A 21478-nucleotide genomic window follows, 5' to 3' on the forward strand; every position below is an offset into this window, starting at 1 on the left:
CAATTCACTTGATCAGAACGACGAGTCGATACGTCTCGTTTCGCTTCGCACATGCTGGTCGAACGGGGTCGACCGCGTCAAGACGGGGCGGACCGTCTCGTGAAAGAATCCGTGGCCATGGCCCCCGCACCGAATCCGGATCTGCGTAACCCCCGCTCCCACCGCGCCATCCTCGACGCCGCTCTCGAACTGGCCGCCCGCGACGGCTACGCCAAGGTCACCGTCGAGGCCATCGCCGCGGCGGCGGGGGTCGGCAAGCAGACCATCTACCGCTGGTGGCCCAGCAAGGCGGCCGTCGTCCTCGAGGCCCTCAACGACCGCACCGGACCGTTCTCCGGGGTTCCGGACACCGGCGACGTCGTCGCCGACATGGTCGTCGCAGCCCAGGGGGTCGTCGAGGCCCTGGGCACCGACCTCGGGACGATCTGGCGCGGCCTGGTCGCCGACGCCCAGGGCGACGCCCGCCTCGCCGGCGACCTGCTCACCGAGTTCCTCGAACCGCGCAACAAGAGCTGGCAGGACCGTCTCGACAGGGCCGTCGCGGCCGGTGAACTGCGCGCCGACGTCCCGACCCGCACCATGGTCGAACTCCTCTTCGGCCCGGTCTACTACCGCCTCCTGCTCGGGACCGACCCCCTCGACCCGGACGACACCACCGCCCGCGTCGAATGGCTCCTGAACGGCCTCCGCGCGCGCTGAGCACTGCCCGCCACGCGGCGGGCAGGTGCGACTGCCGTCTGTCGCCGGGGGAGTGTCCCCTCCGGGCGCCGTGCGGTCGGCCCTTCCACCTGCGAGCTCCGTGCCTGCCGAATTGTCATGGACATGATCTGATGTCGGGATCCCGCCAGGCGAGTTGGCGACAGCCGGAAACCCTTTCCGGGGGTTCCGGCCTGGGCGAAGCTATTGATCGCCGGCAGGGGGAGAGACCCGGACGGCAAGCCGGACGGAGCGTCAACCGCGGGACGCACGACCGGTGAAGAGCGAACCCGTCCGTCACGTCACCACAAGGAGTGTCGCCATGATCCGCACCCGTATCGCCCAGGCCACCGCGGTCGCCGCCCTCGCGCTGGGCACCGTCGTCCTCTCCGCGCCCACCGCCACCGCCGTCCAGGACCCGGTCACCCCGTCGGTCACCGCCCCGTCCGCCACCGCGTCCTCGTCCGACAACCTCACCTGGGGGTGATGGGGGTATGGACATCGTCTACGCCAGCCTGAAGCGCAGGCGGCCCGAACCCGCCCGGGCGGGGGAAGCCGCCGAGGTCGTCGGGGCCCTGTGGGCCCACGCCCGGCCCGTGGACGGTCTCGAACACGCGTCGGCCCGCAGCGAGGACGACCGCATCGACCTCCTGCTCTACCTCCTCACCCGCACTCCGTCCGACCCCGAGGCGCCGGGTGCCGTTCAGCGAGCGGGTGCCCTGCTCGCCCGCTGTCACCGGGCCTCGCCCCTGCTGCACGGCCGCTACCTGGCCCCCGACGGCTGCCCGGCTCCCGACGGCGGCGCAGCCGATGACACCGCCACGGTCCGCGACGACCGCAGCGGCTGACCGTCCGGAAGGCGTCACCGCCGGAGCACCCGAGCATCCGGTCACCAGTGCGCCCTGACGCCGAGGCGTCCGGCCGTCCGGAGCGCATGACCGATCGGCCGCCGCACACCGTCACATCCCGCACACCGTCACATCCCGCACACCGTCACATCCCGCACGCCGCCGTCTCCCCCGGTGATGGCTGCTCCTCGTGGAGCGGCTGCTCCGGCCGGTCGGAGCTTCGCGCACCGGATGTGCACCGCACCCACGGACCGCCTTCCCCGTACGCGGATCCCGCGCGCCCGACGCACCCGACGCGCCCAGCGCCTCCGGCATGCCCTCGTCCCACGTCCCGGCTGCTCCTGCAGGGCAGCCGTCCGCGCCCCGGACCGGGCCGTGCCCGGTCAGTTCACTCCTCCGACCGTTCGTCGGATCAACCTCGATGGGAATCCCTCATGTCCGTTCGCAAGCGCACCGCCGTCGCCGCCGTCGCCACCGTGCTCTCCGCCGGCCTCGCCTCCGCTGCCCTGGTCGTCCTGCCCGCCCACGCCGACACCGTGGTGTCCGGCTACCAGTCGGTGACGTCCACCGGCACGCTCGGCGGCGGCGCCGCGCCGGGCGGCCCGGTCACCCGCTCCCAGGCGATCCAGCGCGCCCAGGACTGGGTCAACAACCTCGTCCCGTACAGCCCGCACGGCCTCCAGTCCCCGTACGGCTGGTGGGCCGACAGCGCGACCGGCGGCCGCTACCGCGAGGACTGCTCCGGGCTCGTCTCGATGGCGTGGCAGCTGACGAGCAGCCTGACCACCGACAGCCTCCCCTCCGTCTCGACCCGGCTGGCCGGCCTCGACGACCTCAAGCCCGGGGACGCGATCAACAGCGCCACGCACGTCGTCCTGTTCGCCGGCTGGACGGACGGCAGCCACACCAACGCCAACGTCTTCACCGAGTCGGGCACGGACTACCCGACCCGCTACACCACCTACTCGCGTTCGTACCTGAAGAGCATGGGCTACTACGGCCTGCGCTACAACAAGATCGTCGACTCGTCGGCGCCGCAGGGCTACCCGGACCCGGCGACCCTTCCCACCGGCACCCTGGTGAAGTCGCCGAGCAACCCGACGGTCAAGCTGATCATCAACGGGGCGGGCCTGGCCGTCGCCGGCTCGGACGTCGGCCCGGACGGCTACGACCTGAGCCGGGTCGTCACCGTCGACGACGCCAAGTTCTGGGCCCTGCCCAGTTCGCTCCAGTCCGGCAGCGTGGTCCACGACCAGGCCGGCGGCAACAGCCGCTACGTCATCGTCGGCGGCGCCGCGCTGCCGATCACCGGCGCGGAGTGGACCGCCGACGGCTACAACACCGTCGCGGACATGGGCGTGCCCACCTCCTGGCTGAACAACGCCCTGAAGGCCACCCTGCCGGCCGGCATGGTGGTGATGGACCAGTCCGGCACCGACGCGAGCCGCTACGTGATGATCGGCGGCGCCGCCCTGCACATCTCCGCCTCCGAGTGGACCGCCGACGGCTACAACACCCAGCCCCTCATGGGCGTCCCCGGCACCTGGCTCGCCCAGGCCGCCACGAAGACCCCGCCGACCGGCACCGTCCTGATGGACCAGTCCGGCACCGACGCCAACCGCTACGTCATGGTGGCCGGCGCGGCCGTGCACATCTCCGCCGACGAGTGGACCGCCGACGGCTACAACGGGCAGTCGCTCATGGGCGTCCCCGGTGGCTGGCTGGCCGGCGCGGCCGGCTCCACCGTCGCGGACGGCACCCTGATCAAGGGCCAGGCAGGCACCGACCCGAGCGTGTACGTGATGGTCAACAACTCCGCCCTGCCGCTGACCAACGCCGAGTTCACCACCTCCTACGCCAACCAGCCGGTGGTCGGCGTCCCGGAGACCTGGGAGGCCGGCGCGGTGGGTCGTCCGCTGAAGAACGGCACCGTGATCAAGAACGTCTCCGGCGCCGACCCGTCCGTCTACGTGATGGCCGGCGGCATGGCCGTCCCGCTCGGCTACGCGGACTTCACCGGCTTCGGCTACGACAAGCAGCCGCTGCGGCCGGTCCCCGGCACCTGGGAGGCCTCGGCCGCCGCCAAGGCCGCCCCGAGCGACGGCACCCTGCTGCAGTCGCCCGACAGCACCACGGTCTGGCAGGTCGTCAACGGCGGCAGCAAGAAGGCCGCCACCGCGGACTCCTACAACGCCACCGACGTGGTCAAGGTCCCGACCGCACTCACCACCAAGCTCCCCACCGTCACCCAGTAGTCCCGCAGTTCCGCACCGCGCCCGCGCCCGCGCCCGCACCAGCACGAGCACGAGCACGAGCACGAGCACGCACCAGCACCGCACCCACGGGGCGGCCCGGCCCGCCCGGGCTGCCCCGCGCACCGCCCCGCCCGACCTCGACCCGCTCCGTTCCAGGGGGGAACCCGTCATGACCGCCAGTGCCCGCAAGAAGTCCGTACGCGCCCTCACCGCCACCGCGCTGCTCGCCCTCGCCGCCCCGCTCGCACTCGGCGGGCACGCCTCTGCCGCCTCGGTGTCCACGTGGGACCGGGTCGCCCAGTGCGAGAGCGGCGGCGACTGGTCGATCGTCTCGGCGAACGGCCTCTACTACGGGGGCCTCCAGTTCTCCCAGAGCACCTGGCTCGGCTACGGCGGCAGCCAGTACGCGCAGTACGCCAACCGCGCCACCAAGCAGCAGCAGATCCTGATCGCCGAGAAGGTCCTCGCCTCGCAGGGCGAGGGCGCCTGGCCCCACTGCGGTCCGCTGGCCGGCCTCGGCAGCGACCACGCCGACCCGTACCCGGCCACGACCTCCTACCCCAACCCGTCCTCGTTGCCGAGCGGCACGCTCGTCAAGTCGCCCGGCGGACCCTCGGTCAAGGTGATGATCGGCGGGGCCGGCCTGCCGGTGGCCGGCTCGGACGTCGGCCCGGACGGCTACGACCTGAGCCGGATCGTGCTGGTGGACGACGCGGCGTTCAACGCCCTGCCCACCACGCCGCCGGCGGGCACGGTCCTCCACGACCGGGCCGGCGGCGCCTCCCGCTACGTGGCGGTGGCCGGCGCGGCCCTGCCGATCTCCGCCGCCGACTGGACGGCGGACGGCTACAACACCCGGCCGGACATGGGCGTTCCCTCCTCCTGGCTCGCCGCCGCCGCCGCGAGCGGACTGCCCAGCGGCCTGGTGGTGATGGGCCAGTCCGGCACCGACGCGAGCCGCTACGTCATGGTCGACGGCGCGGCCCTGCACATCTCCGCCTCCGAGTGGACCGCCGACGGCTACAACACCCGCACCCTGATGGGCGTCCCGACCGACTGGCTCAAGGCCGCCTCGGTGAGGACGCCGTCGAACGGCACCGTCCTGATGGACCAGTCCGGCACCGACGCGAGCCGCTACGTCATGGCCGCCGGCGCGGCCCTGCACATCTCCGCCTCCGAGTGGACCGCCGACGGCTACAACACCCGCACCCTGATGGGCGTCCCCGGCGCCTGGCTCGCCACTGCGGTCGCCCGCCCGGTGGCCGACGGCACCGTCGTCAAGAACGCCTCCGGCGCCGACCCGAGCGTGTACGTGATGGCCGGCGGCATGGCCGTCCCCCTCGGCTACGCCGACTACACCGGCCTGGGCTACGACAAGCGTCCGCTGACCCCCGTCCCCGGCGCCTGGGAGGCCACCGCCGCGGCCAGGACCGCGCCGGGCGACGGCACCCTGCTGCTGTCGCCCGACAGCGCCACGGTCTGGCAGTGCGTCAACAACGGCGGCAAGAAGGCGCTGACCGCCGCCGACTTCGGCCCGGGCAAGCTCAGCCTCAACGACGTGGTCAGCGTCCCCACCAGCCTCACCGCCAAGCTCCCCACCGCCCGGTAACCCGCACCCGGCCAGGGGCGTCCGGTCCACGGACCGGACGTCCCTTTTCCGTGCCTCTCCGGCCCGGCGCCCCGCCGCGCAGGTCGGATTCGCCGGCGCGGCAGGCTCCACCGCCGGTCCGCCGGTCCGCCGGTCCGCCGGTCCCCTGGCTCGGCGGGAGGGGAGTCACGGGGGCGGCAGCGCGGGACGTGCGCGGGCCACCGGGCAGAGGCGGGCAGGGGCGGGGGGAGGTGCGGTGCGTGGGAGAATCTGTGGCGAGCCGCCTTCCGGTGGCCGTCCGTCCCTCCCACCGTCAGGAGCAGGTGTGTCCGAGCCGCTCGGTCCGCAGGCGCGCATCGCCGAGGCCATCGGCCCGGCCATGGTCACGGGGCTGCGCGGTGCCGTGCTCCGGGACTCCGAGGGGGAGCGGCACATCGCGGCGTGGGTGAACTGGATCGCCGAGGTGGTCGCGGTCCAGGTCGTGCAGCCGATCGCCGACGAACGCGATGCCTTCGCGGACCGGGTGGACACCCTGAGCGATGTGGCCAAGCGCAACAAGGAGGGACGCCGCGACGCCCTCCGGGACGTGAGCCGGCTGGAGGCGCGGGTCGCCGAGCTGGAGGCTGAAGTGACGCTGCTGCGGGCCGCGGCCGTCGCCGATCCCGAGGCCTGAACGGTTCCGCGCGGCGCCGCGCCGGTGGCGGCCGACGGCGTCGGCGGGCACCTCACGGCGAAGACCCCGAGGTCGAGAGAGGGAGTCGGCACATGGAGGAGCGGACCGTCTCCCGCCGGGCCGTCCTGGCGGCCGGCGCGCTGGGTGCGGCCGGTGCGGCCGGCCTCGCCGGGTGTTCGGGCGGCGGGGCGGGGTCGCAGGGCTCGCCGCGGGCGACGGGCTCGACCGGGGCCGCGCCGTCGGCCTCCGTGAGCGCGTCCCCGTCCCCCGGCTCGCCGAAGCCCGCCGACTGGGCGGGGCTGGCCCAGGACCTGGACGGGCAGCTGATCCGCCCCGGCGACGCGCGCTACGCCGCGGCCGGCCGGCTGTTCCAGCCGCAGTACGACACGCTCCGGCCCCAGGGCGTCGCCTACCCGGGTCACGCCGAGGACGTGGCCGCCTGCCTGGCCTTCGCGCGCCGGTACGGGCTGCCGGTGGCAGCGCGCAGCGGCGGGCACAGCTACGCCGGCTGGTCCTCCGGGAGCGGGCTGGTGATCGACGTGAGCCGGCTGGCCGGGGTGTCGGGGGACGCGGCCGGGGCACGGGTCGGCGCCGGGGCACGGCTCATCGACGTGTACACCGGGCTGGCCGCCGCCGGGGTCACGGTGCCCGCCGGGAGCTGCCCGACGGTCGGGGTCGCGGGCCTCACGCTCGGCGGCGGGATCGGCGTCACGGGCCGGGCCTACGGACTGACCTGCGACAGCCTCACCGCGGCGGAGGTGGTGACGGCCGACGGCCGGATCCGGACGGCCGACGCCTCGTCCGAGCCCGATCTCTTCTGGGCGCTGCGCGGCGGTGGCGGCGGCAACTTCGGGATCGTCACCTCGTTCTCCTTCCGCACGCACCCCGCCGCGGACTGCTCGTACGCCTTCCTGAGCTGGCCGTGGTCCAAGGCGGTGGCCGTCATCGCCGCCTGGCAGGCCTGGGCGCCCACCGCGCCGGACGCGCTCTGGGCGGACCTGCACCTGCTGGTGTGGGCGGACGGCCGGACCCAACTGGGCAGCACCGTCACCTACCTCGGCCCGAAGGACGAACTCGCCGACCTGATCGACCGGTTGGCGGTCGCCCCGACCGCGCCGAAGCTGCACACGGCGTCCTACCTGGCGACCATGCAGGCGATGGGCGGAGTCTCCGGGTACTCGCAGGCCGCCTCGCACCTGCCGGGCAGCCTGCCCGGCCAGGACCCGGCCGGACGGGTGCCCCGGGAGTCGTACGGCGCCAAGTCCGACGTCTTCACCCGGCCGATCGACGACGCCGGCGCCCGGGCCCTGGTCGCCGCGGTCGAACGCTACCCGCGCACCGGCCCGCAGGGCGGCAGCGCCGGGGTGGCGTTCGACGCCCTGGGCGGCGCGATCAACCGGGTGGGTGCGGGCGACACCGCCTTCGTCCACCGCGACGGCCTCTTCACCGCGCAGTACACCGCCAATTTTCCACCGGGGGTGACCGGCGGCACCGACGCCGACCGTTCCTGGAGCTGGCTGGACGGCGTGTGGACGGCGATGCGTCCCTACGCGAGCGGGCAGGCCTACCAGAACTACGTCGACCCCCGCCTGGACGGCTGGGAGCAGGCCTACTACGGGGCGAACGCGGCCCGGCTGCGGAGCGTCAAGCGCACGTACGACCCGAACGGACTGTTCCGGTTCCCGCAGGCCGTGCCGCTCGGCGGCTGACGCGGCCTACGGGCGGAAGACGGCTCGGAGCCGGCCCGAGCGGCTCGTCAGCGTGCGTCCGCCCCCGCGAACCCGCCCGTCAGACCGGCGCGGGTCAGCACCCGGACCAGGGCCGGCCGGTCCAGCGGATCGTCGTGGCGGTCGGTCGCACCCAGCCGCTCCAGCAGCCCGTGCGGCGCCAGCCGGTACGCCTCCGCGTCGGCCAGCAGGCTGTCCGCGCCCGGCCCGTCGACCGTGCCGTCCAGACGGTTCGCCAGTTCGCCCAGCACCCGGCCGCGGTCGACGAAGTCGCCCATGCCGCAGTCCAGGCCGTCGTCGCCGAGGTCGTCCGGGTACGGTGCCCGCGCCCAGGCGCCGTTCTCGTACCAGTAGACGCAGCCGATCTCGCACCCTTCGAGGCGGTCCCGCAGTTCCTCGTACGGCAGCCAGTCCGGGCCGCCCGCCAGCACGTCGATCGCCGGCTCGTACCACTTGACGTCGCTCGCCTCGTCCTCCCCGTACAGCACGAACCGGCCGTCGCCCCGCGCCGACATGACCCACCAGGTGCAGCCGCAGTCGTCCCAGTGGAGGCCCTCGTCGTCGAGCCACCGGCCCGTCCGGTGGCGCGGCGGGCGCTCCTCGTGCTCGGTGGTCGCCTCGAGGGCGGCGAGCAGCGCCCAGCGCGCCCACAACTCCTCCGCCGGCGGAAGGTCCTCCGGCAGTCCCGGCCGGTGAACGGTCATGTGAGCCCCCGTGTGTGCGATCCGATGACGATCACCGCAACGATACGGCCCGCGGCCGACACGACCGTCCCCGGAACCGCACACCCCGGGTCGCCCGCGGGGCCCGACCCCGGGCGGTTGCGCCGACCGTGCGCCGGCCGGAGATTGGAACGGTCGCACGAGTGGCGGCGAGCAGGGGCGGGCCCGTTCCCAGAGGAGGTTGTGATGGCGGTTCTTGTCCACGGGCGGATGCCGGGTGTCACGGCGGAACAGTACGACGCACTGAACGCGGCGCTGCACGCGCTGCCCGGGAACCCGTTCGAGGGGTGCCTGTCGCACGCCGCGTTCGTCCGCGACCAGGCGCTGGAGGTGTACGACGTCTGGGAGAGCCGGGAGGCGATGGAGAAGTTCGGCGAGGTGGTGATGCCGCTCCTGGAGAAGGCCGGAATCCCGGTCACCGGCGCGCCGCAGGACGTCGTCGAACTGCACAACGCCTGGACCCCCGGCTCCTGACCGCGAAGGCCGGTCCGGACCGTACGGAGAACGTGCGGTCCCGCCCCGCGGCCGGTGGGGGAGGGCTGTTGCCTCCCTCAGCCGTCGCGACCCGCACCGCGATCCGGCGCGCTCATGTCGCCCGTCGCGGGCGTGCCGTCGGCGAGCCCGTAGCGCAGGTACACCGTGCCCTTCGGACCGGCTGTCGGAGGCCGGAGGAGCGTGAGGTTCGTCGGCACCGCGCCCCCGTCGAACACCTTCTTCCCGACGCCCAGCACGATGGGGTGCACCCACAGGTCGAGACGGTCGAAGAGCTTCTCGCGCAGGAGGGTCTGCACCAGGTTCAGGCTCCCCACGACCTTCACGTGCTCGTGCCGGTCGCGGACCTCGCGCACCGCGTCGGCCAGATCCGGCCCGAGCCGGGTGGACCCCGCCCACGAGAGATCGGGATTGCCGCGGGAGGCCACGTACTTCGGGACGCGGTTGAACAGCGTGGCGATCCCGTCGTCCGCGCCGCCCTCCTGATGCGGCCAGTACGCGGCGAAGATGTCGTACGTCCGCCGGCCGAGCAGGAGGGCGTCCGTGCCCTCGTACGCGGCACCGACCTGCGCCCCGGCGACCTCGTCCATCAACGGCGCCTGCCAGCCGCCGAACGGGAAGCCCGCCGGATCCTCGTCGGGCCCGCCGGGCGCCTGCCCGACGAGGTCGAGGGTCGCGAACAGTTCGATGTGGATGAGGCCCATGCCCACTCCCGAAGAGGGTTCGTCCCGGCCGGACGGCCGGACCCGGGGACCGGCGCACTCCTCGCCGCGACGGCACCCAGGTGTCACTGATTACCACGCTGCGCCGCGGTCGGCGCCCCGGCGCCCCGGCGTCCCGATGATGGTCGTCGCGGCCGGCATCGGCGGTGCCACCCCTTCGGCCGGCGATCCCCACCGCCCTGTCGGTCCTCCCCCTCGGCGCGGCTGCTACGCTCCGCGCCGTCCGACGATCAAGCACGGGGAGGGCGGCATGGGCCGGCGGCGATGTGCACGGGCCGTGAGGGCGGCGGCGCTGGCGGGGGCGGTGCTCGTCCTGGGGACGGCGTGCTCGTCCGCGGGAGGCGCCTCGAACGCAGGGGCCGGCAGCGGGTCGGCCACGGTGCCGGCCTCCGCCGGTGCATCCGCCGTTCCCGCCGGTTCCGCCGGCCAGGACCGCTGCAGCGCCATGATCAACGGAACGGACCTCCCGGACGGCTACGACCGGACCGTGGTGCCCGACCGGTGCAACACCGACGGCGAGCTCACGACCACCGGATTCAAGGGCCTGAACGGTCCTCTGGAGCACATTACTGAGCAGATCGAGGTCGCGGGTAGCGCGGAGAAGGCAGTCGCCCGTTTCCCCGAGATGATCAGCGAGCTCGGAACGATCACGCCGCAGGCGAAGGAGGTTTCGGCGGACGCGTTCCGCGATCTCGGCGACGAGGAGCGGTACTTCACGGAGCACGAGGGCCAGACCACCTGGAACGTGCTCTGCCTTCGGCGCGGCAAGATCGTGATGTACCTCGACGTCGTCAAGACGGGCGCGCCGTTCACGGCCGAGGACCTGCACCGGCTCGCCGCAACGGCCGTCCGGCGGGCCGCATCGCTCGGCTGACGTGGCCGGTCCGGGACGGATCCCCCACCCCGTGAGCCCCGACGGCATCGAGCGTCGCACGTCCCGGCCTTCCCGGGCCGGCCGCTAATGTGGGTGCCGTGAACGAACGGCATGAATGGCGCGTCGCGGTGGATCCGGGGCTGGTCGTCCAGCGGACCTGCGGGCATCTGGACGGGCTTCGGGAGGTGTCCGCGGGGACGACCCCCGGCTGCGAGGACTGCCTGCGGGCCGGCCGTACCTGGGTCCACCTGCGGGCCTGCCTGAGCTGCGGGCACGTCGGCTGCTGCGACAGCTCGCCCGGGCAGCACGCCCACCGCCACGCCCGTGCCCACGGCGGACACCACATCGCCCGCTCGCTCGAACCCGGCGAGGACTGGGCCTGGTGCTACACCGACGAGGTCTTCCTGCGCCCCGCCTGACCGGGACCGCACCGCCCGATGATCCGCAGGAAACGACCGGATCCCGGCCCCGCGTCAGCCGCCGGCCCGGTAGCGGCCCGGGGTCGTGCCGACGAGGTCGGTGAACGCCGCGATGAAGCCGCTGGGGTTGGCCCAGCCGCAGGCGTGGGCGGTGTACGTGGCGTCGTGGCCCTCGGCCAGCAGGACGAGCGCGTGGTGCACCCGCACCAGCGTGCGCCACTCGTAGAAGGTCATGCCGAGTTCGTCGCGCAGCAGCCTGCTGAGGGTACGGGCACCGGCCCCGACACGCCGGCCGAGCCCGGCCAGTGTGGTGGTGTCGTCCGGCGTCCGGGTCAGGATCCGCTCGATCGCCCGCAGCCGGTCGTCGCGCGGGTGCGGCAGGTGCAGCGGCTGTTCGTCGGCCTCACGCAGCTCCTCGACCAGCACCCGCAGCAGGCGTCCACGCGCGGCGCGGCCGTACCGGGGCACCGCCCCACCGCCGTCACCGTCGATCCCGTCGCCCGCCCCGTCCTCGTCGTGGCCGCCGCCGCGCGGGCCGGTCAGGGCGAGCAGGACCTCCCGCGCCAGCCCGGAGACGCGGAACACCGCCGGGCGCCCGGGCAACAGCCGGGCCAGGGACGGCGAGAGGAAGACGATCCGCATGTCCGTCTCCCCGTGGGCGCGGTGCCGGTGCGTGGACCCGGCGGGCGTCCACGCGACGCGGTTGGCCGGAACGATCGACGTCCCGCTCTCGGTGTGCAGCACCAGGACACCGCGGGCCGCGTACACCAGGTGCCCGCGGGCGTGCGCCTGCGCTCCGCTGCCGCCGCCCGAGGGCCACAGGTGACGACCGCCGGAGGGCCACGTCAGCGAGGTGGCGCCGGCGTCCGGGCGGGTTTGGCGGTGAACGGGCATCGGACGGCATCGTATCGACAGCACGCCACGACGCGCGAGGACGAGACTTCCCGTCATGAGCGGTGGCCCCCGGTGCCACCGCCGAGCGGAGAGGGGAAGCCCCCATGGCGACGTTCGTTCTCGTACCCGGCGGCTGGCACGGCTCCTGGGCGTTCGAGGCGGTGGTCCCGCTGCTGGAACGGGCCGGCCACACCGTCCACCCCCTGACCCTGACCGGCCTGCACCCCCACGACGACCCCGCCACGATCGCCACCGCCAACCTCGACACCCACACCGACGACGTACTGCGCCTGCTGGAACGCGCCCACCTCGACGACGTGACGCTGGTCGGCCACAGCTACGGCGGCATGGTGATCACCGCCGCCGCCGACCGCGCCGGCGGCCGGGTCTCCCGGCTGGTGTACCTGGACGCCTGCGTGCCGCGCGACGGCGACTCGTGCTGGTCCCTCATGAACGAGGGCTACCGGCAGTCGTTCGTCACCGGCGCCGCCACCACCGGCTACGCCGTCCAACCCCCGTGGCGGCCGGACGGCGACCCCCGCCGCCGCCCCCACCCGCTCGCCGCCCTCCTGCAGACGGTCCGCCTCACCGGCGCTCACGCCGACGTCCCCCGCCGTGAATTCGTCCACTGCTCGGGATGGGAGGACCGCACACCGTTCGCCGACCAGCGCACCCGGCTGCTCGCCGACCCGGCATGGACCGTCCACGACCTGCCGACCGCCCACAACGCGATGCGCGAGGCCCCGCAGGCGGTCGCCGCCCTCCTGCTCGACGGAGCGGACGGACCCGGCGAGGACGATGCGGTGGCGGGTACGCACGGGGCCGCACCTCCACCGGCCCGTCGCGCCGAGCACCGCACCGCCCGCTGAGGCGGCGTCCGCAGGAGTCAGGACCGGTCGACCCGGGTTCCCGGATGTTCCGACTCTGCGGCGAACTCCGCGAGGAGCCGTGCGGCGTCATCGACCATGGCCGCCAGTACGTAGGTGCGGGGCGCGTGGTGAGGGCCTCGCCGGAGCATCACGACATCGCCGCCGTCCAGGCGGAGGACGTGGCCCTCCTCACCGTCCGAGTCGTCCGGCGTGAAGTCCGCAGGGCCCGGAGCCCGCGGATCTCCCGGCGTGAGTGGGCGGTCGGCGAAGAAGTACGGGCCGGGTCCCACAGCGACTTCGCGATGCGCCTCATGATGATCGGAATCCTCGCGTCCGTGCGCTCAGACCGTCAACAGGACCGAGTGAGCCGCACCAGGTCGTCGGCCCGGGACTCGTCGGCCTCCGGATCGGCCGGAGGGCGTGCTCGCGGTCACGCCTCCACGGGTACGGCGACCTCGCCGGTGCGGCGGAGCTTCTGCCAGCGCAGGCGGCCACCGGTCACCGCGGTGATCGCGGACTGCAGCAGGACGATGTACATCAGCTGCCGGTAGACCAGCTGCTGGGTCGGCAGGCTGATCAGGTGCCAGGGCTTCTCGCGGTCGAGCTTGAAGGCGTACCAGGACAGCACGGCCTGGATCATCAGGAAGCCGCCGAAGCTGGTGAGGGTAAGCCGGGCGTCCGCGAAGAACACGCCGTACAGCAGGAAGATGTCGACGAGCGGTGCCAGCAGCGGGGCGACCACGCCGAACATCACCACGAGCGGCAGTCCGAGGCGGCCGAAGCGTCCGGCCGGCCCGCCGGCGGTGACGGCGCGGCGGTGCTTCCACATCGCCTGCATCGAGCCGTAGCTCCAGCGGTACCGCTGGGACCAGAGCTGCTGGATGCTGGCGGGGGCCTCGGTCCAGGCGCGGGCGCGCTCGGCGTAGACGACCCGCCAGCCTTCGCAGAGCACCGCCATGGTGATGTCGGTGTCCTCGGCGAGGGTGTCGTCGCTCATCCCGCCGACCGCCTCCAGGGCCTCCTTGCGGAAGGCGCCGACCGCGCCGGGGATGGTCGGGATGATGCCGAGCATGTCGTACATCCGGCGGTCCAGGTTGTGGCCGAGGACGTACTCGATGTGCTGCCAGGCGCCGATCAGGGTGTCGCGGTTGCCGACCTTGGCGTTGCCGGAGACCGCGCCGATCCCCGGGTCGGCGAAGGGCTGGACCAGTTCGCGGACGGTGGACGGCTCGAAGACGGTGTCGCCGTCCATCATCACGACGATGTCGTACGAGGCGGCCGCGATGCCGGTGTTGAGCGCGCTGGACTTGCCGCCGTTGACCTTGCGGATGAGCCGGACGAACGGCAGGTCCATCTCCTCGACGATGTCCGCGGTGCCGTCCGAGGAGCCGTCGTCGATGACGATGACCTCGATCGGGTAGTCACTGGCGGCCAGCGAGTTGAGGGTGTTGGCGATGCACTCGCGCTCGTTGTAGGCCGGGACGAGCACGGTGACCGGTTCGGTGACGGGATCGCCCCAGAGGTCCAGCCGCTTGCTGCGGCGGGCGTGGATCGGGGCGAGGACCAGCATCAGCGCGAACCGGCCGAAGTTCAGGAAGCCGACCACGGCCAGCATCGCGATCAGCACCGGCAGGGTCTTCACTCCGAGCTGGGTGGCCCAGATGTAGCCCTTGCCCGCCCACAGCTGGAAGCCGTGCACCGGCGTGGTGGCGCTGGAGGCGCCGAGCGCCTCGGTGATGGTGGCGAAGCGGTAGCCGTCGGCCTGCAGCTTGTCGATGAGCACGCCGAGCGCCTCGACGGTCTGGGAGCGGTCGCCACCGGCGTCGTGCAGCAGGATCAGCTCGCCCGCACCGGGCTTGGCCGGCACCGCCTCCTTGACGATCGCGTCCACGCCCGGACGCTTCCAGTCGTCGGTGTCGTGGTCGATGAAGGCGGTGACGTAGCCCTGGGCACCCAGGTACTTGATGACCGGGTAGCTCCAGTCGTCCAGTGCGGCCGAGTTGGAGGAGTACGGCGGGCGGAACAGCGAGCTGTGCACGCCCGCGACGCCGGCCAGGGCCAGCTGGGTCTGGGCCATCTCCCAGCTGATCCGGGCGTGCGACTGGAACGCCAGGTCGGGGTGGGTGAAGCTGTGCAGGCCGATCTCGTGGCCGCCCGCCACGATCTTCCGGATCAGGTCCGGGTTGCGGGCGGTCATGGCACCGGTCACGAAGAAGTCCGCGCGGACGTGGCGGGACTCCAGGATCTCCAGGATCTTCGGCGTCCACTCCGCCGAGGGGCCGTCGTCGAAGCTGAGCACCACGGTGCGGTCCGGGATGCGGTAGCTCACCGGGTCGTCGTTGCGGTCGCCGCGCGCGTCGATGACCGGGCCGCCCTTGAGCAGGTTCGTCGGCACGGTCGTCTGGTCGGCCGAGTCGGCGACCCGGGCGTCGTGGAACACCTCGTTGGTGGCCAGGCCGCGCAGGACGATGAGCAGGAGCAGGCATGCCAGCAGGGACAGCGGCATGAAGAAGCGCAACGGCGGCGCGGCCAGTCGGCGCGGCCTCCGCAGGGACTGCCGGCGGCGCTGGTGGCGGGACATTGGCGCTCCTGGAGATGGGTGGTGCGGCGGTTCAGGGGTGCTCGGGCTACAGGCCCGAGCGGGAGGGTGTCCCGGGCGGCGACGTCGGCGGCCGGCCGAAGCCCCGCAGCAGCCGGCCGCGCGGACCGGACCGGTCGACGAACACCGGTGCGGGAGCGGCCTCTTCGAAGCTTGACTCGCGCACGTCAGGCTGTGGCGGGTGCGCCGATCCGCGTTCGAGGAACGAGATGGCTGGGCGCACCGGGCGACGCCTTTCCGTGCAGGGTACGTAGACCGCGGGAGCGTAGTAGCGAACGTTAGTGCACCGGGCTGAATCGAATTGAGTTCGATGGGTGGATTTGGCCTGATCTGGCGGGGGGTTGTAATCGGATCGAGATACCGGTCGGTGCATGCCGGAACGGGGGCGTGCACGCACCCTTCCCGACCTCGGACTCCCTCCCTCCGGTTCCTGCCGGGCGCCCGCCGGAGGGGTGTTCGCGTCCCGTTAGGATGACCCCCTCATCCGATCAGTGCGCACGTGCGACCGGCACGCCCCAAGGAGCCCGCGTGAGTCAGCCCCGCCGCACCCCTCGCCACCGCGCGTGGAGCGTGCTCGCCCTCCCGACCCTGCTGTGCGTGCTCACCGCCTGTTCGAGCGGTCCGGCGTCCGGTGGCGGCGACGGCGACGGCACGACGGCGAAGGGCGGGTCGGTGACCAGCGCCTCGCCGACCCCGACCGGCCCGCCGGGAACCCTGTTCGACAACTTCCACTACACCGGTCCCACCGACCCCGCGCTCACCGCCCACGGCTGGGAGATCCGCACCGGCGAGGGAGGCCCCGGGATCAAGGACACCTGGTCCGACGCCGGCGCGAGCTTCCCCGACGACGCCACCGCCCAGGGCAAGCGGACCCTCCAGCTGCAGGCGTCCACCGACGGCACCCAGAAGGGCACCAAGCAGGTCGAGATCCAGAGCACCGGCGCCAAGCTCTTCAACGGCACCTACGCCGCCCGGGTCTACCTCAGCGACAAGCCGGCCGGCGGCAAGAACGGCGACCACGTCGTCCAGTCCTACTTCCCGATCTCCCCCCAGGACGACTCGGCGAACTACAGCGAGCTCGACTACGAGTACATGACGAACGGCGGCTGGGGCACGCCCGGTCCGCAGCTCGACACCACCAGCTGGTTCAAGGCCGACCCGCCGGACCGGGTCACCAAGCCCCACAAGCAGCGTCTCGGCGGCTGGCACATCATGATGGTCACCTCCGTGGGCGGGAAGGCCACCTACTCCATGGACGGCAAGGAGCTGTTCACCAGCTCCGGCAAGTACGTCCCGCGCGAGAAGATGGACGTCCACTTCAGCAACTGGTTCATCGACCTGCTGCCGTCCCTCGGCGGACAGCGCACCTGGAACCTGAAGATCAACTGGTTCTACTACAAGGACGCCGAGGCCGTCTCCTACGCCGACGTCCAGAAGACCGTGGACGGCTTCTACAGCGCCGGCACCGACTTCGTGGACACCCTGCCGAAGTCCTGACCCCGGCCCCACGGCGAAGGGCGGGCCGGCTCCCGGCCCGCCCTTCGCCCCGGACCCCGGTGGACCGCGCCCGCAGCGGGGTGTTTCCGCGGCGGCGCCGGAAAGACGCACCGGTGATCCGGGAGGTGGCGTGGTGCGTCAGCGGACCGGACCGGCGGACGTGCTGACCGCGGCGGAGCAGGACGCGCCGACGGCCTCCCTCGACGTCGTCGCGCGCAACCTGCGGGAGCGCTTCGGCGCCGAGTACGTGTCGTTCCTGCTCGTCGACATCGTCGGCCGGCGGATGGTCCGGGTCGGCGAGGAGACGGCCACCCGGCAGGGCCGCCGCGCCGAGCGGATCCGCCTGTCCGGCAGCAGCTACGAGGACGTGCTGCGCTCCCAGGAACTGCTGCACGCACCCGACGACGACCACGGGCAGCGGATCCTCGCCCCCGTCACCAACCGAGGCGACACCATCGGCGTCCTGGAACTGCACCTCCGGGACGTCACCGAGGACGTCCCAGAACAGGTGCGCGCACGCCCTCGCGTACCTGGTCGCCACTGGGGCCGGCGGACCACCGGCCAGCTCCTGCGCATCGCCCTCGACGGCAGCCGGGCCCAACTCCGTCAACGCCGGCCACCCTGTCCGCTTCGGCTGCGCGACGGTGCGGTCGGCGAGGTGCGGCTGAACGCCGACATGCCCTCCGGCACCCGCGCCAGCTGTTCGCCGACCGCGGCTACGACTTCGACAAGTACCGCCGCTTGCTCTGGAAGCGCGGCATCAAGCCGGTCATCGCCCGCCGCGGAGTCCCGCACGGCTCCGGCCTGGGCACCGTCCGCTGGGTGGTCGAGCGGATCCTCGATCGCGCCCCACACCTAGGGTTGGGGCAGCTGCTGCTGTGACAGCCAGTGCCCCGAGCATGCCTGGAACGGCGAGGTCTCGTCGGGGAAGTGCCGGTAGACGGTCAGCCGGGTGACCCTGGCGCGCTCGGCAATCGCCGCGATGGTCGGCTGCGAGGCGGTCGGCTGCAGCTGGTGGGCTGCTGCGCGGCCGCGCAGTTCCTTCCGGCCGTGAGGTGTGTTCCGCCGGATTTCCATGGCGTGAAGGGAACGTGTGATGGCCGGCCGTCACTCCTGCGGGTGACTCCTGCAATGCCACCAAACCCCGGCCAGCCCCGCACCGAACGCTCCTGTGACGGCGAACGCACAGCGCGCCGGGCCGGCAGCAGTGGCTCCGGGCCGAGTGTGCGGCGCGCCGTCCCGTTCCGCCCGTGCCGTTTCTTTTGAGGAGTCCACTCTCGTGTCCACCACGTCCCGCAGCAGGTTTTTCGCCGTCCTCGTTGCCGCCGGCGCCCTCGCGCTCGGCCTGAGCGCCTGCGGCAGCGGGGCAAGCTCCAGCAGCAACGCCGCTGCAGGCGGCACCTCGGCCGCACCCTCGCGGGCCGTGCCGACCGCCGCCGCGAGTCCTGCCATGGCCGCGGCCCGCCCGTTCGGCGCCGCGTGCTCGGCCGTCCCCAAGGACGGCGCCGGCTCCTTCGCCGGCATGGCCCAGGACCCGGTCGCCACCGCCGCCTCCCACAACCCGCTGCTGTCCACCCTCGTCACCGCCGTCACCAAGGCCGGCCTGGTCGACACCCTGAACTCGGCACAGAACATCACCGTGTTCGCCCCGACCAACGACGCCTTCGCCAAGCTGCCGAAGAAGGACCTGGATGCCGTCCTCGCCGACAAGGACAAGCTCACCAAGATCCTCACCTACCACGTCGCCCCCGAGCGCCTTGCCCCCGTGGACCTGGCGGGTGATCACAAGACCCTGGAAGGCGGCACCGTGACCGTCACCGGCGCCGACCAGGACTTCACCGCGAACGGCAACGCCAAGGTCCTGTGCGGCAACGTCCAGACCGCCAACGCCACCGTCTACATCGTGGACACCGTCCTCATGCCCGCCTCCTGACCCGCCCGAGAGCGTGCAGCCCCGGCTCTCCTCCGGTACTCCCGGCCGGGGCTGCACTTCCACGGCCCCGGTGACCGTGATGTCCGTGCCCGGTCCCCCGGCGCCGGCACCAGGGTCCGGACCTCGCTCCCGGGGCGCGCGTCCATGATCCGTACGACGTCCCGGGGCCGATCAGGCCGATCAGGAGGTGTCTTCCCGTGAAGCGGAGCCGCACGGCCATCCCGGCCCTCGACGTGCTGCACACCCCCGACAGCCCGCAGGCCGTGGTGCTCCTGCTCCACGGCGGCCGCGCCGACAGCCTCGCCCCGCCGACGCGCCTTAACCTGCCGGGGCGCCGGATGAACCCGTTCGCCCGGGCGCTGCGCTGCCAACTGCCGGGCGACGTCGTTCTGATCGCGCGGGTCCGCTACCGGTACCGCGGCTGGAACCGGCCCGCGGCGCACCCGGTCCAGGACGCGCGCCGCGCCCTGGAGGAGCTGACCGACCTGGTGCCGGGGCTGCCGGTCGCCCTGGTCGGCCACTCGATGGGCGGCCGGGCGGCGATGGCCGCGGCCGGACATCCCGCGGTGCGGGGCGTGGTCGCGCTCGCACCCTGGTGCCCGCCGGGCGAACCCGTCGCCCACCTGGCCGGACGGAGCCTGGTGATCCTCCACGACGAGCGCGACACCGTCACCTCGGCGGCGCAGTCCTGGGATCTCGCCCGCCGTGCCGCCACTGCCGACGCGCGCGTCGGCACCGTCGCGATGCCGCGCGGCGGACACGCGATGCTGCGTGACGTCCGCAGCTGGCACCGGCTCACGGTGGACGCGGTCGCGGCGGTGCTCACCGGCGCACCGCTGGTGCTCGCCTCCGCGACACCCGTCAGCCCGCACCGCCGTGCGCCCTACTGGCAGGACCAGCCCGGCATGCGGCACCGCCCGGCGGCGCAGGAACACCCCGCCGCCGGCGGCGGTTTCGGGCCGACGATCCGCGGCACCGACAGCACTCCGCCGCGTTGAGGCCGCACCGTGCGGCAGCGGCCCTACCGCACGGCCCCGCCCAGTACGGCATCCGCGGTGGTCGGCTGGTGGCGATACTCCGGGAAGGTGGGCCTGCCGCGGGGGAACGGCTGCACCAATGGGGCCCCGAATTTCGGGGAGTGCGGACACGGGGAGGTCTCCCGGTTCTGTCCGTCAGGAGCGCACGGGGCGCTCCTGACGGCACCCTGCTGCTGCCCGCCCCCGTTCCGGGGTGGGTCAGGTGAGGGGGAGCAGGAGGACGGGGTCGGTGGTCGGCTGCGGCGAGCCGGTTGCGGGTTCCTGGGAGAGCGCGAGGGCGCGTGCGCCGTCGAGGCCGCCCGGCAGCAGCAGGGTGCCGTCGGAGGTGTGGAGGAGGCCGGCGGGGCGGGGCGCGCCGCCGTTGTCGAGCCACAGTTCCCAGGCGCGGCCGGCGGGCAGCGGCGGCAGGTCGGTGGCGAGGAACGCTGCCCGGTCGCGTTGGCGTGACCACACGGCGGTGCCGCTCCCGCTGCCGTCGCCGGTGGGGACGGTGGCACTGCGGACGTCCGGCGCGGTGAGGAGCGCACCGAATTCGGCGAGTTCCGTGCGCAGTTGTGTGGTCCTGCTCTCGGCCCGTTGCGCCTGGTCGTGCTGGTGAACGGCGAGGCCGCCGAAGACGGCGGTGAGGGCGAGGCAGGCGGCCAGGGCGAGGCGTGCGGCGGTGCGTCCGGGGCGGCTGCGGACGCGTTGGGGCAGCAGCCGGTCGGCGACGGTGCGCGGCGGGAGCTGCCGGATGCGGGGGAGGGCGGCCATCGCGCGGTCCTCCATGCCGGGCGGCGGCGCGGTGGCGGCGGCGAGGCCGAGGCGGGCCAGGGTTGCGGCGAATCCGGCGATCTCCGTCCGGCAGGGCTGGCACTGGGCGAGGTGGCGGTCGAAGGCGGCGCGTTCGGCTTCGGCGAGGGCGTGCAGGGCGTACGCGCCGGACAGGGTGTGCAGGTCGGCGGTGTCGTTCACGGGTGCACCCCCAGGCAGTCGCGCAGCCGGACCAGGCCGTCGCGCATCCGGGTCTTGACCGTGCTCAGCGGCGCGTGCACCAGGTCGGCCACCTCCTGGTAGGTCAGGCCGCGGTAGTAGGCGAGGGTCAGCGACTGGCGCTGCAGGCCGGTCAGCGCGGTGAGGCAGCGGCGCAGACGTTCATGCTCCAGGCGGTCCTCGACGGCTTCGGCGACCTCGTCGAAGGCGGTGGTGTGCTCGTGGGCCGCGGCGCGCTCCTCGCGGGCGGCGGCGCTCTGGGCCCGGCGCACCCGGTCGACCGCGCGGCGGTGGGCCATGGTCATCACCCAGGGGACGACGGCGCCGCGCTCCGGCCGGTAGCGGGCCGCGCGCTGCCACACCTCCAGCATGACCTCCTGCGTGACCTCCTCGGACTGGGCAGGGTCGCGCAGTACCCGCAGGACGATTCCGAAGACCGGCCCGAGCAGGGCCCGGTACACCTTCCGGTAGGCGTCCTGGTCGCCCATGGCGACCTCGGTCATCAGGGCCTCCAGCCGGGGCCCGTCGGTGCGGGCCGTGGTGGCCCGGACGGGCTCGTTCACGGTGTGGACCCGGCCGCAGCCCGCCGCCCCGATCGGGGGTGGGAGCGGCAGCGGGGCGGGTCGGGGTGGCGGGGCTTCACGATCGGGCCTTTCGGGTC

21 protein-coding genes and 2 pseudogenes are annotated in these 21478 nt (G+C 73.4%); 16 read left to right on the plus strand and 7 right to left on the minus strand.

The window, feature by feature from the left end:
• The first annotated feature begins 117 nt into the window (after positions 1-117).
• The 7 genes from AB0O09_RS01590 to AB0O09_RS01620 all read left to right on the plus strand — a co-directional run bounded on the left by AB0O09_RS01590 (position 118) and on the right by AB0O09_RS01620 (position 7769).
• On the plus strand, positions 118-699 hold the full coding sequence (locus tag AB0O09_RS01590) for a TetR/AcrR family transcriptional regulator (RefSeq protein WP_363539069.1): 582 nt from the start codon (positions 118-120) through the stop codon (positions 697-699).
• Positions 700-1018: 319 nt separating this feature from the next.
• A complete protein-coding gene (locus tag AB0O09_RS01595) occupies positions 1019-1183 on the plus strand; it encodes a hypothetical protein (RefSeq protein WP_363539071.1) in 165 nt (54 codons plus the stop codon).
• Between the two features lie 7 nt (positions 1184-1190).
• Positions 1191-1544: a hypothetical protein gene (locus AB0O09_RS01600; RefSeq protein ID WP_363539073.1), complete on the plus strand. Its 354-nt coding sequence runs from the start codon at positions 1191-1193 to the stop codon at positions 1542-1544.
• A 434-nt stretch (positions 1545-1978) separates the two neighbouring features.
• Positions 1979-3799, plus strand: coding sequence for a hypothetical protein (locus AB0O09_RS01605; protein WP_363539075.1), 1821 nt, complete (start codon positions 1979-1981; stop codon positions 3797-3799).
• Between the two features lie 169 nt (positions 3800-3968).
• Positions 3969-5408 carry a transglycosylase family protein gene (locus AB0O09_RS01610; protein ID WP_363539077.1) on the plus strand — a complete coding sequence of 480 codons (1440 nt, stop codon included), beginning with the start codon at positions 3969-3971 and terminating at the stop codon, positions 5406-5408.
• 304 nt (positions 5409-5712) lie between these two features.
• Positions 5713-6060: a hypothetical protein gene (locus AB0O09_RS01615; protein ID WP_363539079.1), complete on the plus strand. Its 348-nt coding sequence runs from the start codon at positions 5713-5715 to the stop codon at positions 6058-6060.
• A gap of 92 nt (positions 6061-6152) precedes the next feature.
• Positions 6153-7769: an FAD-binding oxidoreductase gene (locus AB0O09_RS01620; RefSeq protein ID WP_363539081.1), complete on the plus strand. Its 1617-nt coding sequence runs from the start codon at positions 6153-6155 to the stop codon at positions 7767-7769.
• Between the two features lie 47 nt (positions 7770-7816).
• Here the strand turns inward: AB0O09_RS01620 and AB0O09_RS01625 are convergent, their stop codons facing one another.
• Positions 7817-8491 carry a hypothetical protein gene (locus AB0O09_RS01625; protein ID WP_363539083.1) on the minus strand — a complete coding sequence of 225 codons (675 nt, stop codon included), beginning with the start codon at positions 8489-8491 and terminating at the stop codon, positions 7817-7819.
• A gap of 204 nt (positions 8492-8695) precedes the next feature.
• On the opposite strand from AB0O09_RS01625, the gene AB0O09_RS01630 reads away from it, so the two are divergent.
• Positions 8696-8983 carry a hypothetical protein gene (locus tag AB0O09_RS01630; RefSeq protein WP_363539085.1) on the plus strand — a complete coding sequence of 96 codons (288 nt, stop codon included), beginning with the start codon at positions 8696-8698 and terminating at the stop codon, positions 8981-8983.
• A 77-nt stretch (positions 8984-9060) separates the two neighbouring features.
• Here AB0O09_RS01630 and AB0O09_RS01635 read toward each other — a convergent pair whose 3' ends face one another.
• A complete protein-coding gene (locus AB0O09_RS01635; protein WP_363539087.1) occupies positions 9061-9705 on the minus strand; it encodes a dihydrofolate reductase family protein in 645 nt (214 codons plus the stop codon).
• 397 nt (positions 9706-10102) lie between these two features.
• Here AB0O09_RS01635 and AB0O09_RS01640 point away from each other — a divergent pair, with 397 nt between their 5' ends.
• Together AB0O09_RS01640 and AB0O09_RS01645 are read left to right on the plus strand one after the other, a co-directional pair.
• Positions 10103-10597, plus strand: a complete 495-nt coding sequence (locus AB0O09_RS01640) for a hypothetical protein (RefSeq protein ID WP_363539089.1) — start codon at positions 10103-10105, stop codon at positions 10595-10597.
• A gap of 167 nt (positions 10598-10764) precedes the next feature.
• Positions 10765-11016, plus strand: a complete 252-nt coding sequence (locus AB0O09_RS01645) for a UBP-type zinc finger domain-containing protein (RefSeq protein WP_363539263.1) — start codon at positions 10765-10767, stop codon at positions 11014-11016.
• Between the two features lie 54 nt (positions 11017-11070).
• Here the strand turns inward: AB0O09_RS01645 and AB0O09_RS01650 are convergent, their stop codons facing one another.
• Complete coding sequence (locus tag AB0O09_RS01650; protein WP_363539091.1) at positions 11071-11910, minus strand: helix-turn-helix transcriptional regulator; 840 nt, start codon at positions 11908-11910, stop codon at positions 11071-11073.
• A gap of 104 nt (positions 11911-12014) precedes the next feature.
• On the opposite strand from AB0O09_RS01650, the gene AB0O09_RS01655 reads away from it, so the two are divergent.
• On the plus strand, positions 12015-12779 hold the full coding sequence (locus tag AB0O09_RS01655) for an alpha/beta fold hydrolase (protein WP_363539093.1): 765 nt from the start codon (positions 12015-12017) through the stop codon (positions 12777-12779).
• Positions 12780-13209: 430 nt separating this feature from the next.
• On the opposite strand, the gene AB0O09_RS01660 is transcribed toward AB0O09_RS01655, so the two are convergent.
• Entirely contained in the window at positions 13210-15360 is a 2151-nt protein-coding gene (locus tag AB0O09_RS01660; RefSeq protein ID WP_363539095.1) for a glycosyltransferase, read from the minus strand.
• 546 nt (positions 15361-15906) lie between these two features.
• On the opposite strand from AB0O09_RS01660, the gene AB0O09_RS01665 reads away from it, so the two are divergent.
• The 3 genes and pseudogenes from AB0O09_RS01665 to AB0O09_RS01675 all read left to right on the plus strand — a co-directional run.
• Positions 15907-16875, plus strand: a complete 969-nt coding sequence (locus AB0O09_RS01665) for a glycoside hydrolase family 16 protein (RefSeq protein WP_363539097.1) — start codon at positions 15907-15909, stop codon at positions 16873-16875.
• A 160-nt stretch (positions 16876-17035) separates the two neighbouring features.
• Positions 17036-17344, plus strand: a pseudogene (locus AB0O09_RS01670) (serine/threonine-protein phosphatase); the annotation flags it as partial.
• Positions 17345-17565: 221 nt separating this feature from the next.
• Positions 17566-17709: pseudogene (locus tag AB0O09_RS01675) on the plus strand (IS5/IS1182 family transposase); the annotation flags it as partial.
• A 21-nt stretch (positions 17710-17730) separates the two neighbouring features.
• On the opposite strand, the gene AB0O09_RS01680 reads toward AB0O09_RS01675, so the two are convergent.
• The gene (locus AB0O09_RS01680; RefSeq protein ID WP_363539099.1) at positions 17731-17952 is read right to left on the minus strand and encodes a hypothetical protein; all 222 of its coding nucleotides are present in this window, start codon (positions 17950-17952) and stop codon (positions 17731-17733) included.
• Positions 17953-18154: 202 nt separating this feature from the next.
• Between AB0O09_RS01680 and AB0O09_RS01685 the strand changes: the two genes are divergently transcribed.
• Positions 18155-18808, plus strand: a complete 654-nt coding sequence (locus AB0O09_RS01685; RefSeq protein WP_363539101.1) for a fasciclin domain-containing protein — start codon at positions 18155-18157, stop codon at positions 18806-18808.
• 197 nt (positions 18809-19005) lie between these two features.
• On the plus strand, positions 19006-19806 hold the full coding sequence (locus AB0O09_RS01690; protein WP_363539103.1) for an alpha/beta fold hydrolase: 801 nt from the start codon (positions 19006-19008) through the stop codon (positions 19804-19806).
• Positions 19807-20043: 237 nt separating this feature from the next.
• Here the strand turns inward: AB0O09_RS01690 and AB0O09_RS01695 are convergent, their stop codons facing one another.
• Together AB0O09_RS01695 and sigK are read right to left on the minus strand one after the other, a co-directional pair.
• Positions 20044-20799, minus strand: coding sequence for an anti-sigma factor (locus AB0O09_RS01695; RefSeq protein ID WP_363539105.1), 756 nt, complete (start codon positions 20797-20799; stop codon positions 20044-20046).
• Positions 20796-21320, minus strand: coding sequence for an ECF RNA polymerase sigma factor SigK (gene sigK, locus AB0O09_RS01700; RefSeq protein ID WP_363539265.1), 525 nt, complete (start codon positions 21318-21320; stop codon positions 20796-20798). Before sigK ends, AB0O09_RS01695 begins: the two co-directional genes overlap by 4 nt.
• Positions 21321-21478: the final 158 nt, after the last annotated feature.

Source organism: Kitasatospora sp. NPDC093679, assembly GCF_040683455.1.
Taxonomy (GTDB): domain Bacteria; phylum Actinomycetota; class Actinomycetes; order Streptomycetales; family Streptomycetaceae; genus Kitasatospora; species Kitasatospora arboriphila.

What these genes read in the sequence shown, in the direction of transcription:
- AB0O09_RS01590 (WP_363539069.1), top strand. Translation starts at nt 118, where the DNA reads ATGGCCCCCGCACCGAATCCGGATCTGCGTAACCCCCGCTCCCACCGC.
- AB0O09_RS01595 (WP_363539071.1), top strand. Translation starts at nt 1,019, where the DNA reads ATGATCCGCACCCGTATCGCCCAGGCCACCGCGGTCGCCGCCCTCGCG.
- AB0O09_RS01600 (WP_363539073.1), top strand. Translation starts at nt 1,191, where the DNA reads ATGGACATCGTCTACGCCAGCCTGAAGCGCAGGCGGCCCGAACCCGCC.
- AB0O09_RS01605 (WP_363539075.1), top strand. Translation starts at nt 1,979, where the DNA reads ATGTCCGTTCGCAAGCGCACCGCCGTCGCCGCCGTCGCCACCGTGCTC.
- AB0O09_RS01610 (WP_363539077.1), top strand. Translation starts at nt 3,969, where the DNA reads ATGACCGCCAGTGCCCGCAAGAAGTCCGTACGCGCCCTCACCGCCACC.
- AB0O09_RS01620 (WP_363539081.1), top strand. Translation starts at nt 6,153, where the DNA reads ATGGAGGAGCGGACCGTCTCCCGCCGGGCCGTCCTGGCGGCCGGCGCG.
- AB0O09_RS01625 (WP_363539083.1), bottom strand. Translation starts at nt 8,491, where the DNA reads ATGACCGTTCACCGGCCGGGACTGCCGGAGGACCTTCCGCCGGCGGAG.
- AB0O09_RS01630 (WP_363539085.1), top strand. Translation starts at nt 8,696, where the DNA reads ATGGCGGTTCTTGTCCACGGGCGGATGCCGGGTGTCACGGCGGAACAG.
- AB0O09_RS01635 (WP_363539087.1), bottom strand. Translation starts at nt 9,705, where the DNA reads ATGGGCCTCATCCACATCGAACTGTTCGCGACCCTCGACCTCGTCGGG.
- AB0O09_RS01650 (WP_363539091.1), bottom strand. Translation starts at nt 11,910, where the DNA reads ATGCCCGTTCACCGCCAAACCCGCCCGGACGCCGGCGCCACCTCGCTG.
- AB0O09_RS01655 (WP_363539093.1), top strand. Translation starts at nt 12,015, where the DNA reads ATGGCGACGTTCGTTCTCGTACCCGGCGGCTGGCACGGCTCCTGGGCG.
- AB0O09_RS01660 (WP_363539095.1), bottom strand. Translation starts at nt 15,360, where the DNA reads ATGTCCCGCCACCAGCGCCGCCGGCAGTCCCTGCGGAGGCCGCGCCGA.
- AB0O09_RS01680 (WP_363539099.1), bottom strand. Translation starts at nt 17,952, where the DNA reads ATGGAAATCCGGCGGAACACACCTCACGGCCGGAAGGAACTGCGCGGC.
- sigK (WP_363539265.1), bottom strand. Translation starts at nt 21,320, where the DNA reads ATGACCGAGGTCGCCATGGGCGACCAGGACGCCTACCGGAAGGTGTAC.